We start from the raw sequence: 15,715 nt of genomic DNA, 5'->3' as shown, positions 1-15,715 counted from the left end.
CATCCACGCTAGACAGCCCTAGTTTCAGGTCGAGGCCGACACGCGGTAGCCGCCTCTACGTGCATCTAGCCTGGTCGCTAGAGAACCCGATACTGTGCGATTCGTGGATCCGGTCCGCAACCCGTACGCGCCGGGCGCCGGCCAGCGCCCGCCCGAACTCGCCGGGCGGGGGCGGGAACTGGACGTCTTCGACGTGGTGCTGGAACGGATCGCACGCGGCCGGCCGGAACGCAGCCTGATGCTCACCGGCCTGCGTGGAGTGGGCAAGACGGTCCTGCTCAACACGCTGCGCTCGGAGGCGATAAACCACCTCTGGGGCACCGGCAAGATCGAGGCGCGGCCCGACCAGTCGTTGCGCCGGCCGATCGCCGCCGCGCTGCACATGGCGGTCCGTGAGCTGGCGCCCCGGCACCGCGCCCCGGACCGGATCGACGCGTTCCTCGGCGTCCTCAAGGCGTTCGCGCAACGCTCCGCGCCGACCGGCCGGGGCGGCGCGGCGCCCAAGCTGCGCGACCGCTGGCAGCCCGGCATCGACGTACCGGCGAGCAGCGGACGCGCCGACTCCGGCGACATCGAGATCGACCTGGTCGAGCTGCTGAGCGACGCGGCGGCGGTCGCCACCGACGTCGGCACCGGTATCGCCGTCTTCATCGACGAGATGCAGGACGTCGGCGCCGAGGACGTCTCCGCGCTCTGCGCCGCCTGCCACGAGCTGTCCCAGCTCGGCGCACCGCTGATCGTCGTGGGCGCGGGCCTGCCGCACCTGCCGGCCGTGCTCAGCGCCGCCAAGTCCTACTCCGAGCGGCTCTACCGCTACCAGCGCATCGACCGGCTCGACCGGATCGCCGCCGACCAGGCGCTCTGCGCGCCGGCCGAGCGGGAGGAGGTCGAGTACGAGCAGAAGGCCCTCGACCTGCTCTACGAGAAGTCCGGCGGCTATCCCTACTTCGTCCAGGCGTACGGCAAGGCCACCTGGGACCACGCGCCCCGCTCACCGATCACCGCGGCGGACGTCCGGGTGGCCGCGCCGGAGGCGGAGGCCGAGCTGGCGGTGGGCTTCTTCGGCTCCCGGTTCGAGCGGGCCACACCCGCCGAACGCGAGTACATGCGCGCGATGGCCACGCTGGCGCTGGTGGACGGCGAGGAGGGTGGCCGGGACGACATGGACGCGGCGGTGCCCACCGCCGAGATCGCCCGCGCGCTCGGCCGCAAGCCGGCCAGTCTCTCCCCGGCGCGGGACGCGCTGATCAAGAAGGGGCTGATCTACTCCGGTGAGCGGGGAACTGTGGCGTTCACGGTGCCGCACTTCGGCCGCTACCTGCGCACCCAGCCCGCCTGAGGGGCCGGATCGCGTCGGCTCAGACCGTGTCGGCCCGGATCGCGTCGGCTCAGACCCGCGACCAGGGCGCCGGGAAGACCACCTCGCCGGCCGGCGGCGGTGGCTCGTCGCTCGCCGACGGCGGCAGCACCAGCGCCTGCCACGGCTCCCCCAGCCCGGACCAGGGACTGGTCAGGCCGAGCCGGACCGCCGGGCCGAACCCGAACCGCCGGTAGTAGGCCGGATCGCCGAGCACCACCACCAGCCGTTCCCCCAGCTCGGTCGCGGCATCCAGTGCCGCCTGGACGGCTGCCGTGCCGTGCCCCAGCCGCTGCCGGTGCCGGGCCACCGCCACCGGACCCAGTGCCAGCGCCGGCCAGGTGCCGCGCCCGGTGCGTACATCGACGCGCGTGAGCAGCGCGTATGCCACCACCTCGCCGCCGTACTCGGCGACCATGGCCAGCTCCGGGATCCACGCCGGGCTGTGTCGCAGCTCCTCGACCAGACCCACCTCCGGTGGGGCGGCCACGTCGGGCCGGGCGAAGGCGGCGGCCAGCACCCGGGCCACCGGCGCCTCGTCGGCCGGGCCCTCCGGGCGCAGTCGCAGCGTCGTCACCCGCGCGACCTTACCGAACGCGACGGGTCCATCCGCGACTGTCGCTGAAATCGATACCGTTCGGACGTCCACGCCGGCCGATACCTTTCGTGTGTTGCGGGGATGACGACGCCCTCGACGGGGTAAGACTGAGCCATGAAGCCCGTGCGTTCCCTCGCCCGAGTCATGTTGAGCGGCATCTTCGTGGTCAGCGGCGCCCGTAACCTGCGCAACCCGGAACGCGTGGCGCAGGCCGCGGAACCGGTCACCGGGAAGGTCGCCCCGCTGATCCGGAACGTCCACCCCCGCATCCCCACCGACACGGTCTCGCTCATCCGCGCCAACGCCGCCGCCCAGCTCGCCGGCGGCCTGATGCTCGCCACCGGCCGGTTCACCCGGCCGGCCGCGCTGGTGCTCGCGGGCACGCTGATCCCGACCACCGCCGCCGGTCACCCCTTCTGGACCAACGACGACCCGGCCACGCGAACCAGCAACCAGGTCCACTTCCTGAAGAACCTCGGCCTGCTCGGTGGCCTCCTCCTCGCCGCCGCCGACACCGAGGGCAAGCCGGGGCTGCGCTGGCGCGCGGGCCACCGGATCGACCACTCGCGCCGGTCGGTGAAGCGTGCGGTCCGCACCGCGCGACGCGAGGCGAAGATCGCCGTACGCTCCGCGGCGACCGCCCGCCGCATGCCCGGCTGACCAGGCGTTTCGTACGGCCCATCACCCCCCGCAAGGCCATCAATCACCTGAACCGTCCGACACCCGTTAACGCGGTGGAAATGTCGCAAACACGTGTGGGATCGGACACGGTCGCGTAACGCGGGAGGCAGCAACGTGAGGCGCCGTTCTAGGCTCCGTTCTGGACCTGAACGGGTACGACGACCTTGGTACGGGGGTGGCCACGCCATGCCGACGACAGTCGGTAGACGGACCAACCGCCTCGCCCCGGCCTCCCGCGTCGACCGCCGGATCGCGATGCGTCTCGGCGTGGTCGCCGCCGTGTCGTACGCGGCGTGGCTCGCCATCGGCGCCTTCGGACGGCCCTACAACTTCTTCGACATGAAGATCTACCACGGCGCGGTGCTGTGGTGGGCCGGCGGCAACGAGCTGTACGACTTCGTCGCGCCCTCGACCACGCTGGGCTTCACCTACCCGCCGTTCGCCGCGCTGGTCATGCTGCCGATGTCCTGGCTCCCGGTCGACGGCGCCGGTTTCGTGAACGCGCTGGCCAGCATCGGCGCGCTCGCTGTCGTCCTAGCGGCGCTGCTCCGTCCCATCGTGGACCGGCTCGGCTGGCCGCTCTGGTTCAGCGTCGGCATCGCCACCCCGCTCGCCGTCGCCATCGAGCCGTCCCGGGAGACGCTCGGCTACGGGCAGGTAAACCTGCTGCTGTTCGCGCTGATCATGGCGGACATGGTGGGCCTGCGCTGGCGGGCCAAGCGGGGCACCCACCACGAGACGGCCGACTCGCCGCTGGCCCGGTTCGTCTACAGCGGCGCCTGGGCCGGTGTGGGCATCGGGCTCGCCACCGCCGTCAAGCTCACCCCGGCGCTGTTCGTGGCGTACCTGATGCTCACCCGGCAGTGGCGGGCCGCGCTCACCGCTGTGGCCACCACGATCGGCGTGACGATCGCGACGTTCGGCGTGCTCGGTGAGGAGTCCCGCGCGTACTTCACCGGCGTGCTCTGGCAGACCGAGCGGGTCGGCGCGGCGGACATGACCGCCAACCAGTCCCTCGCCGGCCTGCTGGCGCGGCTCTACGACTCGATCGAGACGCCCGGGCTGCTCTGGTTGGCGTTCTCGGTGCTGGTCCTGGCGCTGGGCCTGTCCCGGGCGATGAGCGCCCGCGCCGACGGCGACGAGCTGACCGCGTTCACGCTCGTCGGGCTCACCGCCAACGTGATCAGCCCGATCTCCTGGTCGCACCACCTGATCTGGGTCATCCCGGCGATCATCGTGCTGGCCGACGCCGCGGTACGCCGCCGCGAAGCCAGTCGCGGCCTGCCGCCGCGCGGCACCGGCAGCCCCTCGGCCACCGGCGTGCCGGCACTACGCCCGCCGATCTGGTATCCCACGCTGACCGGGCTCCGCCACGGTGCCGGCGCGCTGGTGCTCTACCTGCTGTTCCTGATCTCACCGATCTGGCCGTACGAGCACCAGCTCCCCGAGGTGTCCCACTACCAGGACGGCCTGTTCGGCGCGCTCATGGAGAACTCCCTGGCCATCGCCCTGATCGTGCTCGTCGCGGCGCTGCCGTGGCGCCCTGGCGCCGAGCCGGCGTTCTACCACGACCGGTTGGGCCGCACCGCCGCGCTCGCCGCCCGGCGCTGAGCCTTCAGGGGCAGTTCACCCACTCTTCGGTGCCGTCGTCGAAGACCTGGCGCTTCCAGATCGGCAGCCGCGCCTTCACCTCGTCGACCAGCCGGGCGCAGGCGGCGAACGCGGCCGCCCGGTGCGCCGTGCTGACCGCCGCTACCAGCGCCACGTCCCCGATCTCCAGCGGGCCGATCCGGTGCGACACCGCCACCGCGTAGACCAGCGGGTCGGCCGCGATCTCGGCCGCCACCTCGCGCAGCACCGCCTCGGCGGAGGGGTGGCCCTCGTATTCCAGCCGGGTGACCGCCCGCCCGTGGTCGTGGTCGCGGACGACGCCCTGGAAGGACACCACCGCCCCGGCCCGGCGGTCGGTGACCGCCGCCTCGTGCGCGGCCAGGTCGAGCGGCCGGTCGGAGACCGTCCCGATCGTCACGCCTGCTTTCACGGTCACGGCGTCTCCCGTCGGCTCGTTCGTCGCGCTCACCCGAATCGCTCCCCCGGGGTCAGCGGCAGCGGCACGAACGGCACCCGGTCGCCGGCCGCGCCGCTGGTGCCGGGCCGGATCACCGCGAAGCCGTCCGCGCCGGCCAGCCCGCGCAGCATCGCCGAGCCCACGTGCCGCACCGGGTACGCCGTCCCGGCGACCCGGTCCCAGCGGGCCAGCGCCAGATGGGTGTAGCGACCGCGCCCGGCAACCGGCTCGGCGAGCGTCACGTGTGGCAGCACCGGCATCGGCCGGCCGGTGAGACCGGCGAGCAGCGGCGCGACGAGCGACACGAGCGCCACCACGGCTGACTGCGGGTTGCCGGGCAGGCCGGCCACGAACCGGACCCGCCCGTCGCCGTCCACCAGCCGGGCGAGCAGCATCGGGAAGCCCGGGCGCACCGCCACCGTGTTCACCACGTAGTCGGCGCCGAGCGCCTCCAGCGTCGGGTGCAGGTGGTCGACCGGGCCGTGCATGGTGCCGCCGGTGGTGCAGACCAGGTCGGCGTTGGCGAGCGCGCCCCGCACCGCGGCGACGTGCGCGGGCAGCGTGTCGGCGACCGGGCCGACCACGTCGGCCGCGCGCACCTGGCAGCCGTAGCGGCGCAGCCAGCCCGGCACCGACGGGCCGAGCGCGTCCCGGACCCGCCCGGCGCCGGGCGGACCCGAGGTGAGCAGTTCGTCGCCGAAGACCAGCAGCGCGGCCCGGGGTGGGCGGCGGACCCGCAGCGTGTCGTGCCCGCAGGAGGCGGCCAGGCCGATCACCGCCGGGTCCACCGGCGTGCCGGCGGGCAACAGCTCCTCCCCGAGGTACGCCTCCTCGCCCGGCTCCCGCCACTCCGGCGCCGGGCGGGGTGTGCCGGACACCAGGCCGTCCGCCGTACGTGTCGACTCCTCGATCCGCAGGATCGCCGTCGCGCCCTCGGGCACCATCGCACCGGTGGCGATCTCCACGGTGCTACCGTCCGCCTCCAGCGGCGGCGCGGTGTGCCCGGCGAGCACCCGCCCGACCACCCGCCACGGCCCGGGACCCCGCACCGCCCAACCGTCCACGCTGGAGGTCGGGAACGCCGGCAGGTCGGTGCGCGTGCCCAACGGCTCGGCCAGCGTGTGCCCGTCGGCCTCGGCCAGCGGGCGGGCGACAGCGGGCAGCGCGGCGGACAGGCCCACCGCGTACACCCGGGAGCGGGCCTCCTCCCACCCGGCCGGGGGTGGCGTGCCCGCCTCGGCTGCGGCGGCTTCGGTTTCCGTGCTCATCCGGCGAGCCTAGCGCCGGGGCACGTGCCTCGCGGGTTCAGTGGTCACCGCCGCGAAGCTGGTCCACGGCATGGCGCAGGATCGGCCCGAGCACGGCCAGGCCGTCGCGGGCGCCGCCGCGCGAACCGGGCAGGTTGACCACGAGCGTCCGGCCGGCGACCCCGGCCAGCCCTCGGGACAGCGCGGCGGTCGGCACGCTGTCGCGGCTGTGCGCGCGAATCGCCTCGGCGATGCCGGGGATCTCGTAGTCGAGCAGCTCGCGGGTCACCTCGGGCGTGCGGTCGGTCGGGGTGATGCCGGTGCCGCCGCTGGTCAGCACCACGTCGACGCCGTCGGCGCGGGCCGCCCGCAGGGCGTCGCCGACCGGTTCGCCGTCCGGCACCACCACCGGAGCGTCGACCTCGCACCCCAGCTCGCGCAGGCCGGTCACGAGCAGCGGGCCGCTGGTGTCCTCGTAGACCCCGGCGGCGGCCCGGTTGGACGCCACGATCACCCGGGCCCGGATCACGGCCGGTCCTCCGGCCGGACCCACTCGCCGGTCTTGCCGCCCTCCTTGCGGAGCACCCGGACGGCGTCCACCGAGGCGGCCGGGTCGACCGCCTTGACCATGTCGACCAGGGCGAGACCGGCGACCGCCACCGCGGTCAGCGCCTCCATCTCGACGCCAGTGCGGTCGGCGGTCCTCGCGGTCGCGGTGATCTCCACCGTGTCGGCGGTGAGGTCGAGGTCGACGGTGACGCCGTGCAGCGCGATCGGGTGGCAGAGCGGGATCAGGTCGGGTGTGCGCTTGGCCCCCATGATGCCGGCGAGGCGGCCGACGGCGAGCGCGTCGCCCTTGGGCAGGCCGTCGCGGCGCAGCAGCTCCACCACCTCGGCCGTGGTGCGGAGGCGGCCGGCGGCGACGGCGAGCCGGCCGGAGACCGGCTTTGCGGAGACGTCGACCATCCGGGCCGCGCCGGCCGGATCGACGTGGGTGAGCTGCGCGGGTTCGGTCACGGCCCGACCCTATCCGCCGGGTACGACACGACGCGGCACCCGACCGGTGGCGGGGAAGGGCGCCGCAGCGGCTGCTGGTGCACGACGCCCCTCCCTCGCCTGCCCACCGCCGATTCGTCTGGGAATCGGCGGTGAGGGTCCCGTCCGGCCGGGTCCGCTCCCCCGGGATGAACCCTCCCCGTGGCCGTTGCGGGGGACGCTAGCGAACGCCGCGATAAGAAATCGATAAGCCGCGGTCAGGCCGAGACGGAGAGCTGTCGGCGCAGGTCGTGGCGCTCGGGAGCGCCCGTCCGTTCGAAGATCGCCATCGCTCGCTGCCGGTAGCGGTCCGCCTCGGCGGGGTCGGTGACGGACAGATGGTCGGCCAGCGCGTTCAGGGCCCGGGCCTGCTCGTACGGATGCGCGATGCGGTTGGCGAGGGCGAGGGCCTCCAGGTGCATGGACCTGGCCTGGTCGGCGTGCCCGGCGGCGCTCAGCGTCAGGCCGAGGTCGTTCAACGCGGCCGCCCGCAGATGTCTGTCACTGGAGTCCCGCGCCAGGTCGAGCGAGAGTTCGTGCTGGACGCGGGCTTCGTCGAGCCGGCCCAGACGGCGGTACGCGATGCCGAGGTCGTTGCGGGCCTCCGCCTCACCGAACCGGTGCCCGGTCTCCTCGCGCAGCCGCAGCGACGCCTTGATCAGGCGCACCGCCTTGCGGTGGTTCCCGAGTCGGTTCTCCACCGAGGCGATGTGCCCGAGCGCGTTCGACATGTGGAACAGGCTGCCCTGGCACCGGGCCAGGAACAGGTGCTGCCGGTGAGCCCGGAGCGCTTCGGGATAGCGCCCGACCGCGGTCAGCGCGTACCCCAGGTTGGGCAGGGCCGAGATCGGGTCGACGGCGCCTCGCGTGTCCTCCCGCAGCAACTGCCGCCCGAGGCTCACCGCCCGCTCGGAGTTGCCGGTGAGCCAGTTGACGACCACGAGGTTCGCCCGGTAGCGGTACTCGCCGCGCCGGTCGTGCAGGTCGCGGGAGATGGACACCGCCACCTCGAGGTGGCGCAGCGAGTCCAGGTAGCTGCCGGTCCGGGTGTACGCGGACGCGAGGTAGTTGTGCATCACCGCCTCTGCCGCGCGGTCGCCGGTGCGCTCGGCGGCGGTCAGGCCGGCCTGGTGGGTGGCGACGATGTCCTCGAAGTACCCCCGCATGTAGCAGAACCGCCACATGGCCCGGGCCAGGCGCCACGCGTATCCGGGGTGCTCCTCGTCGAGGGCGAATCTGATCAGGGCGATGAGGTTGGGCCGCTCCCGTTCCAGCCATTCGACGTCGGCCCGGTCGGTCTCGTCGACCAGGTCGGGACGCAGCGGCGCCCCGAGGCGCAGGTGGGTGGCCAGCACCTGCTGGTCCAGTGAGCCGGCCCGGACGGCCACCTGGTGCAGGACGTGGTCCAGCAGGCGCCCGGCCGCCTCGCGGCGTCGCTCGGCGTCCGTCGACTCGCGCAGGAGTTCGGCCGAGTACTGACGCATCAGGTCGTGCATCCCGTAGTGCCCGGGAGTGACCTCCTCGATCAGGTGCCGGTCGAGGAGGTCGTCGAGCATCCGTTCGGTGCCCTCGAGCGGGGAACCGGCGAGCGCGGCGGCCGTACGCGCGTCGAAGGAGTCGCCGGGATGCATGCTGACCAGCCGGAACAGCCACTTCACGGGTTCGCTCAGGTGCTCGTACGAGGCGGAGAAGGCGCCACCGACGGTCTGCTGCTCCACCGCCAGCTGCCGCAGCACCGTACCGCCGGCCTCGAGCCGCCGGGCCAGGTCGGCGACTCGCCAGGCCGGCCGGTGGGCGAGCCACCCGCCGGCCAGCCGGACGGCCAGCGGCAGATGCCCGCAGCGGCGGACCACCTCGGTCGCGGCCTCCGGTTCCCCGCTGATCCGCTCCGCACCGGCGGTCCGCGCCAGAAGCTCCACCGCCTCGTCGGAGGTCATCACGGGCAGCGAGACGGGCGGCCCGATGTCGCTGACCGACAGCCTCCGGCGGCTGGTGACCAGGACGGCCGGTCCCGGGCCGGCGGGCAGGAGCGGGCGCACCTGGCGGCTGTCGGCCGCGTTGTCCAGCACCACGACCACGCGACGTCCCCGCAACTCGCGCTGCCACAGTTCGGCGCGTTCCTCGTGATCTCCGGGGATCCGCGCGGCCGGCACCTCCAGCTGGCGCAGTAGCACCGTGAGCGCGTCACCCGGTTCGACCGGCGCCCCTTCGGTGTGGCCCCGCAGGTCGATGAAGAGTCGCCCGTCCGGGTAACGGTCGCCGAGCAGGTGCGCCAGGTGCAGCGCGAAGAGGGTCTTGCCGCTGCCCGCCATACCGTCGACCACCCGTACGGCCGGTCTCCCGCCGGCCGCCGAGCCCATCTCCGCCAGCGTCCGCTCGACGAGTTCCCGCCGTCCGACGAAGGGGGCGCCGCCGCGCGGCAGGTGGCGGGGGCGCACCCGCCGCGTGTCCGGGGCGTCCACGCCCGCCCGGCCCGACCCGGCCGGGGAGACCGCGCGTGCCGCGGCCGTGCCCAGCAGGGACCGTCGCAGGCTGAGCAGTTCGGGTCCCGGCTCGACGCCGAGTTGCCGGGTGAGGATCGACTCGGCCCGGTGGATGGCGGCGAGGGCGCCGCCGGCGTCCCCGTCCGCCTTCAGCGCGCCGGCCAGCAACGCGTGCGCCTGCTCCCGGTAGGGATGGCTGGTCACGTGGTCGGTGAGGAGGGCGATGGCCGCTCTGGTGCGGCCGAGTGCGACGTCGAGCCGCGCGCGGAGTTCGATCGCCGCCAGCCGCTGCTCCTCCAGCGCCGCCCGGCGTGCCGACAGGACCGGCCCCACCCGCAGGCCTGCCACCAGAGGGCCGCGCCACAGGCATTCGCCCTGGCGGAGCAGTTCGTCGGCCCGCTCGTGCCGCCCGTCCGACCAGGCCGAGGCCGCGTCGCCGGTCAGGTGCTCGAACCGACGTACGTCCACCCGCTCGTCGGCCACGTCCAGGCGGTAGCCGCCGGCGAGCCGCACCAGGATCGGCCCGTGGTGCCGGTCGAACGTCCGCCGGAGGTTGCCCACGTAGGTCCGCACGTTCGCCAGGGCGGAACGGGGTGGGTCGTCGGGCCACAGTTCATCGACGAGGGTGTCGACGGTGACCAGGTGACCGGCGTGCAGCACCAGCACCGCCAGCGCCGTCTGCTGCTTGGGCGTGCCGAGCGGCAGGGGATCGGAGCCCTGCCACACCTCCGGCACACCCAGCAGCCGGATATCCACCAACTGTTCCCCCCGCGCGACGAACGCGGCGAATCCCTTTACCCGCACCCGTGTGGACCATGCGAAATGCAGACTTACGGAAGATAGCACCCAATACTCTGCCGACGTTCCGGTGCCGGAGAGCGACGAGGCTTTTTCTGTGAGTTGTCGTGGCGGATGTTACGCAAGGGGAAACCGAACGGCTACAGACACCCGGTGAGGAAGAGCTTGATAATCCCACTTGAAAGCACGCACTGAATATGCGTTCAGTCTCCACTCAAAGACCGAGCGTAACAAGAACCAGGTGCATTGGCGCAATATGCGCATATGGACATCTAATGGATGTATCCGGGCCTAAAAGCCATAACATGTTCGACGTCGGATGGGCCGGCTGGCGCCGGTTCCGGGGGTCGAACGAAGGGGCGAGGCCATGCGCGGCAACGACTGGCTGTGAAGCGAACTTCCGAGGGCGCCTGAGCGGGCCGTACAGTACGGACACACGCTCAGCTACGAACGAGCGCGGTGGAGGCAGACCACGTGACTCGCGCCCACGCACGCGACAATGGGACCGATCGGCGGCTCTTGCTGCTTGTCGGTCTCGTCGTGTTTCTGGCCGGGCTGGCCACGCTGGTGAGCATCCACCTGATCGGCGCCGGCGACCTGGCCACCCGGAAGGACGTCACCCGCGCGGCGACGATCACCTTTCTGGTCGCCGCGGCCGCGACGGTGAATGTGCGAATCCGCATTCGTGCCACCACCCACGGCGTTTCCTGGACGGACGCGGCCACCGTGATCGGGCTCGCCGTCGCACCCGTGCCATGGGTCGTCATCGCCACCGGCGTCGGTGTCGCCATCACCCGCCTCATCGGCCGCCTCCCCCCGATCAAGCTGGTCTTCGGCATCGCCAAGGAGATGACGCTGGCGGCGGCCGGAGGCCTGGTCCTCGTCGCCGCCGGCTGGTCCTGGCCCTGGTCCGGCCCGATCAGCCGCTCGCTGCCCGCCCTGGTGCTGGCCTACGTGACAGTCGTCGCCCTCGACGAGCTGCTCACCTTCCCGGTCCTCGCCTTCGCGACCGGAACACCGATCCGCAAGCGCTTCCGGGAGCAGTGGGACCTCCGGCTGGCGAGCGTGCTCGCCCGCTTCTCGGTGATCCTGTGCACGCTGCTCATCCTCCGGATCGACCCGACCTTCCTGATCGTCGTACCGCCTCTCGTGCTGAGCCTGCATCTCGCCTACTCCAGCCGGCTTCGCAATCGCGCCGAACGGGAAGCCTGGCAACGGCTGGCCCGGACGACTGACGCATTGAATGTAGTCGATCTCAATCGGGTGCTCACGACAGCCGTCACACAGGCGACCGAGCTGTTCTCCGCCGACGAGGTGGAAATCGAACTACGTGAGGAAGCGCTGGTGGTACGCGGCGTCGGCGGAGCGATCACCTACCGTGGCCCGGCCGGCGAACCCAGCACAATCGAAGGTTCGGTACTGACCAACCGCCTCGAAGGCCACGACCGGACCGTCGATGTCGGCGTGCTGCGGCTACGGTTCGCCGGGCCGGTCGAACTCTCCGAACGAGAGCAGTACACGCTGCGCACCTTCGCCTCCGCCCTCTGCACCGCCGTCCGCAACGCCCAGGCGTACGCCGAACTCGCCCGCATCGCCGAGGACCACGCCTACGCCGCCACCCACGACGCCCTCACCGGCCTGTCCAACCGCCGCCACCTGCTCGACGAGGGCGGCGCCCAGCTCACCACCCGGCACGCCGACGGCGTCACCGCCCTGGTGCTGATCGACCTCAACCACTTCAAGGAAGTGAACGACACCCTCGGCCACGGCGCCGGCGACCGGGTGCTCATCCAGGTCGCCGAACGGCTGCGCGGCGCGGCCCGCCCCGACGACCTCGTCGCCCGGCTCGGCGGCGACGAGTTCGCCGTACTGCTGCGCGGCCTGCCCGCCCCGGCCGTCGCCGCGCACCGCGCCGAAGCCCTGCTCGCGGCGCTGCACGACCCGCTCGACCTCGACGGCATGCGGATCAGCGTCGAGGCCAGCGGCGGCATCGCCGTCGCCCCCGCCACCGGCGGCATGGCGGAACTGCTACGCCGCGCCGACGTGGCCATGTACCAGGCCAAACGCGCCGGCCAACGGGTCGCCACCTACGCCCCCGCCCGCGACACCGCCGACCTGAGCCGGCTCACCCTCGGCGGCGAACTGCCCCGCGCCGTCGCCGACCACGAATTCACTGTCAACTTCCAGCCCATCGTCGACCTCGGCAGCGGCCAGGTGATCGGCGCCGAAGCCCTGGCCCGCTGGCACCACCCCACCCACGGACTCATCGACCCGCTGCGGTTCCTCGAAGCGGTGGAACGCTCCGGGCTGCTCCCCGCGTTCGCCGAGGCCATCCTCGACCAGGCGCTCATCGCCGCCGGCTCCTGGCGCGACGCCGGCTTCGACCTGCCCGTCTCGGTGAACGTGTCCCCGCGCAGCCTCCTCGACGCCCGCTTCCCCGGCGCGGTGCTGGCCCGGCTACGCGCCCACGACCTCCCGCCGGACCGGCTCGTGCTGGAACTCACCGAGACACTCACACTCAGCCAACTCGACGTCGTCGACCGCGTCCTCAGCCGGCTACGTGACTCCGGCGTCCGGCTGGCACTCGACGACTTCGGCACCGGATACTCGTCGCTCTCCCTGCTCTCCCGCATCCCCGTACACGAATTGAAGATCGACCGCAGCTTTGTCGGCGCGATGGAGACCGCCCCCGAAGCCGCCGCCGTCATCCGCTCCACCCTCGACCTCGGCCGCAGCCTCGACCTCACAGTCGTCGCCGAGGGCGTGGAGAGCGAACCGCAACGCCGCGCGCTCTGGGAACTCGGCTGCGCCGCCGGGCAGGGCCACCTGTTCGCCCGGCCACTGCCCGCCGCCGCGCTGCTCGCCACCCTCCAACGCGGCCACGGCGGCCGGACCGGCGCGCTCGCACCGGCACTGCACGACGCCGGCGCCGTGATCCGCCTCCCCGGCCGCCGCACCGGCCGCACCCGCCCGTCACCCCCCGCCGCCACCGGCGACGCCCGGCAACCCTGACCCGGCCGGGACACACCACAGGTCTGCCAGACTGGCCCGCGTGACCGCCCTCGCCGACCCACCGACCGCCCTCTCCCGCCGCTGGTCGGCGCTCGACACCGCAGCCGGCGGCCTCGCCCTCGACCTGGGCCTCTACGCCGCCGCCACCGCCTTCGCCGCGATCACCGCCGCCACCTCCACGCTCCCGCCGCACCGCGCCTGGGGAGCCGTCGCCACCATCGGGTACGCGCTCGCCGCGCTCGCCGCCACCACCCAACTGCTCGCCCGCCGCCGCGACCCCGGCACCACCCTGGCCCGCCTGCCCGCACGGTGGGCCATCACCGCCCTCACCTGGGCCACCACCGCGCTGCTGCCCGTCGTCACGCAGAGCGTCGAACGCGCCGCCGGACGCACCGACCGCGCCCAGGAGGAGGTGATCGTCGTCGAACACGCCGGCACCCGCCTCGCCGAGCACGGCACCCCCTACCTCGGACCCGACGCCATCGCCGCCCTGCCCCCCGGCGAGCAACTCCTCGGCTACACCCCCTACCAGCCCGGCATGGCACTGTTCGGACTGCCCAGAGCCGCCGTGGACGCCTGGTGGACCGACTCCCGCGTCTGGTTCGCAGTGGTCACCGCACTCACCCTCGTCGCCCTCGTCGCCACGCTGCGCGCACACGGCGGCCCCGCCGCACCCCGCCGCGACGCCGCCGTCCTGCGCGCCGTCCAGGCCGCCACCGTCCTGCCCGTCTGCGCGCTCACCCTCGCCACCGGCGGCGACGACCTCCCCGTACTCGCGCTCTGCCTGCTCGCCCTCGCGCTCGCCGCCACCGGACGACCCGGCCGCGCCGGCCTCGCCGTCGGCGTCGCCGGCGCGCTGAAACTCCTCGCCTGGCCGGTCGCCGTCGTCCTGATCTGCTGGGCCGCCACCCGCCGGGCCGCGCCCCGCACCGCCCTCGGCGCCCTCGGCCTCCCCGTCCTCGCCCTGCTCCCGGTACTGCTCGTCGACCGCGACGCCCTCGTCGAGAACGTGCTGCGCTTCCCCCTCGGCCACGGCCTCGTCACCAGCCCCGCCCAGTCACCGTTCCCCGGGCACCTCATCGCCGAGACCCTCCCCGCCGGACGCGCCGTCGCCGCCGCACTGCTCGTCGCCGCCGGACTCGCCATCGCCGCCCGACTGCTGCGCCGCCCGCCCCGCACCGCCGCCGCCACGGCGCTCATCTGCGGGTACGGGCTGCTCGCCGCGATCCTGCTGATGCCCTCCACCCGCTTCGGCTACCTGCTCTACCCGGCCGCCCTGCTCGTCCTCGCCCCCGCACTGGCGCTCACCCGACCGGGCGACCCGGCGGCATTCCCGGCAACCGCCCCGCGCGAGGGGGCCCGAAGGCGTACACCTGAGGAATGACCACCTACCGCGACCGGGCCGAGGCGGGACGGGAACTCGCCGAGCGACTCACCGACCTCGCCGGCCGGCCCGACGTCATCGTGCTCGGCCTGGTACGCGGCGGCATACCCGTCGCCCGGGTGGTCGCCGACCGGCTCGGCGCACCACTCGACGTGCTCGTCGTCCGCAAGCTCGGCGTGCCCTGGGCGCCCGAGGTCGCGTACGGCGCACTCGGCCCCGGCGGCGTGCAGGTCCTCAACGAGATGGTCGCCGGCCGGATCAGCGAGAACGACAGGGCCCAGGTCCGCCGCCGCGAACAGGCCGAACTGGAACGCCGCGAACAGCGCTACCGAGGCGGCCGGCCACCACTGGACCTCACCGGACGCACCGCCGTCATCGTCGACGACGGGCTCGCCACCGGCGCCACCGCCCGCGCCGCCGTCCAGGTCGCCCGCCACCTCGGCGCCGCCCGCGTCCTCGTCGCCGTCCCGGTCGGCTCCGAGCAGGCGTACGACATGCTCGCCGCCGACGCCGACACGGTCGTGAGCTGCCAACTCCCGCACGACTTCGCCGCCGTCGGCGCGTACTACGAGGACTTCCACGAGGTCTCCGACGACGAGGTCACGCAGGCGCTGACCGCCCCCGCGTGAGAACACCCGGTACCTTCGTTGTCATGCAGATGACCTGTCCCAAGTGCCGGGGAGAAATGCGCCAGTACGAGCGCAGCGGAGTAGTCATCGACCAGTGCGGCGAATGCCGCGGCATCTTCCTCGACCGCGGCGAGCTGGAGAAGCTGTTCGACGCCGAGGCCAACTGGAACCGGCAGCACGGCGGCGCTCCGCAGCAGACCGCGCCGACCGGTGCCGGCTACCCACCGCCCCCGCCCCCGCCCGCCGCCGCGCCGCACCAGCCCGGCTACGGCGCCGTCCCCCCGCCCCCTCCGCCGCCGCCCGGCCACGGCTACGCGCAGCCCGCGTACGGCCACGGTCAGCAGCAGCACTACGGCTACCACGGCCACTACCGGCGCAAGAAGAAGCACGGCTTCCTCGGCGAACTGTTCGACTGACCGCCGA

The 15,715-nt window shown here is 73.4% G+C and carries 13 protein-coding genes; 7 read left to right on the top strand and 6 right to left on the bottom strand.

What is annotated here, in order from left to right; all coding sequences use genetic code 11:
- The first annotated feature begins 103 nt into the window (after positions 1-103).
- Positions 104-1,339 carry an ATP-binding protein gene (locus ACGFIA_RS25340; protein WP_120572553.1) on the top strand — a complete coding sequence of 412 codons (1,236 nt, stop codon included), beginning with the start codon at positions 104-106 and terminating at the stop codon, positions 1,337-1,339.
- Between the two features lie 49 nt (positions 1,340-1,388).
- Here the strand turns inward: ACGFIA_RS25340 and ACGFIA_RS25335 are convergent, their stop codons facing one another.
- Positions 1,389-1,934, bottom strand: a complete 546-nt coding sequence (locus ACGFIA_RS25335) for an N-acetyltransferase (protein WP_357382077.1) — start codon at positions 1,932-1,934, stop codon at positions 1,389-1,391.
- Positions 1,935-2,069: 135 nt separating this feature from the next.
- Here ACGFIA_RS25335 and ACGFIA_RS25330 point away from each other — a divergent pair, with 135 nt between their 5' ends.
- Positions 2,070-2,615: a DoxX family protein gene (locus ACGFIA_RS25330; protein WP_357382079.1), complete on the top strand. Its 546-nt coding sequence runs from the start codon at positions 2,070-2,072 to the stop codon at positions 2,613-2,615.
- A gap of 207 nt (positions 2,616-2,822) precedes the next feature.
- Positions 2,823-4,247 (top strand): glycosyltransferase 87 family protein, encoded by a 1,425-nt coding sequence (locus tag ACGFIA_RS25325; RefSeq protein ID WP_357382081.1) that lies wholly within the window; start codon positions 2,823-2,825, stop codon positions 4,245-4,247.
- Positions 4,248-4,251: 4 nt separating this feature from the next.
- On the opposite strand, the gene ACGFIA_RS25320 is transcribed toward ACGFIA_RS25325, so the two are convergent.
- From ACGFIA_RS25320 to ACGFIA_RS25300, 5 genes are all read right to left on the bottom strand, one after another.
- The gene (locus ACGFIA_RS25320; RefSeq protein ID WP_357470911.1) at positions 4,252-4,677 is read right to left on the bottom strand and encodes a molybdenum cofactor biosynthesis protein MoaE; all 426 of its coding nucleotides are present in this window, start codon (positions 4,675-4,677) and stop codon (positions 4,252-4,254) included.
- 35 nt (positions 4,678-4,712) lie between these two features.
- Positions 4,713-5,972 carry a molybdopterin molybdotransferase MoeA gene (locus ACGFIA_RS25315; protein ID WP_357470700.1) on the bottom strand — a complete coding sequence of 420 codons (1,260 nt, stop codon included), beginning with the start codon at positions 5,970-5,972 and terminating at the stop codon, positions 4,713-4,715.
- A 37-nt stretch (positions 5,973-6,009) separates the two neighbouring features.
- A complete protein-coding gene (locus ACGFIA_RS25310; protein WP_357382085.1) occupies positions 6,010-6,480 on the bottom strand; it encodes a MogA/MoaB family molybdenum cofactor biosynthesis protein in 471 nt (156 codons plus the stop codon).
- Entirely contained in the window at positions 6,477-6,968 is a 492-nt protein-coding gene (gene moaC / locus ACGFIA_RS25305; RefSeq protein WP_357382087.1) for a cyclic pyranopterin monophosphate synthase MoaC, read from the bottom strand. The genes ACGFIA_RS25310 and moaC overlap by 4 nt, the downstream gene beginning before the upstream one ends.
- Before the next feature lie 236 nt (positions 6,969-7,204).
- Positions 7,205-10,273: a BTAD domain-containing putative transcriptional regulator gene (locus ACGFIA_RS25300; RefSeq protein WP_357470697.1), complete on the bottom strand. Its 3,069-nt coding sequence runs from the start codon at positions 10,271-10,273 to the stop codon at positions 7,205-7,207.
- 468 nt (positions 10,274-10,741) lie between these two features.
- Here ACGFIA_RS25300 and ACGFIA_RS25295 point away from each other — a divergent pair, with 468 nt between their 5' ends.
- From ACGFIA_RS25295 to ACGFIA_RS25280, 4 genes are read left to right on the top strand one after another with little or no spacing between them, the layout of a single operon-like run.
- On the top strand, positions 10,742-13,279 hold the full coding sequence (locus tag ACGFIA_RS25295; protein WP_357382091.1) for a bifunctional diguanylate cyclase/phosphodiesterase: 2,538 nt from the start codon (positions 10,742-10,744) through the stop codon (positions 13,277-13,279).
- Between the two features lie 40 nt (positions 13,280-13,319).
- Complete coding sequence (locus ACGFIA_RS25290) at positions 13,320-14,663, top strand: glycosyltransferase family 87 protein (protein ID WP_357382093.1); 1,344 nt, start codon at positions 13,320-13,322, stop codon at positions 14,661-14,663.
- The gene (locus ACGFIA_RS25285; RefSeq protein WP_357382095.1) at positions 14,660-15,292 is read left to right on the top strand and encodes a phosphoribosyltransferase; all 633 of its coding nucleotides are present in this window, start codon (positions 14,660-14,662) and stop codon (positions 15,290-15,292) included. The genes ACGFIA_RS25290 and ACGFIA_RS25285 overlap by 4 nt, the downstream gene beginning before the upstream one ends.
- Positions 15,293-15,315: 23 nt before the next feature.
- Positions 15,316-15,708 carry a zf-TFIIB domain-containing protein gene (locus ACGFIA_RS25280; protein ID WP_357382097.1) on the top strand — a complete coding sequence of 131 codons (393 nt, stop codon included), beginning with the start codon at positions 15,316-15,318 and terminating at the stop codon, positions 15,706-15,708.
- Positions 15,709-15,715 lie beyond the last annotated feature (7 nt).

The organism is Micromonospora sp. NPDC049203 (assembly GCF_043197215.1).
GTDB lineage: Bacteria > Actinomycetota > Actinomycetes > Mycobacteriales > Micromonosporaceae > Micromonospora.
Note: the sequence above shows the minus strand (reverse complement) of the source record. Positions and strands in the feature narration are given on the sequence as shown.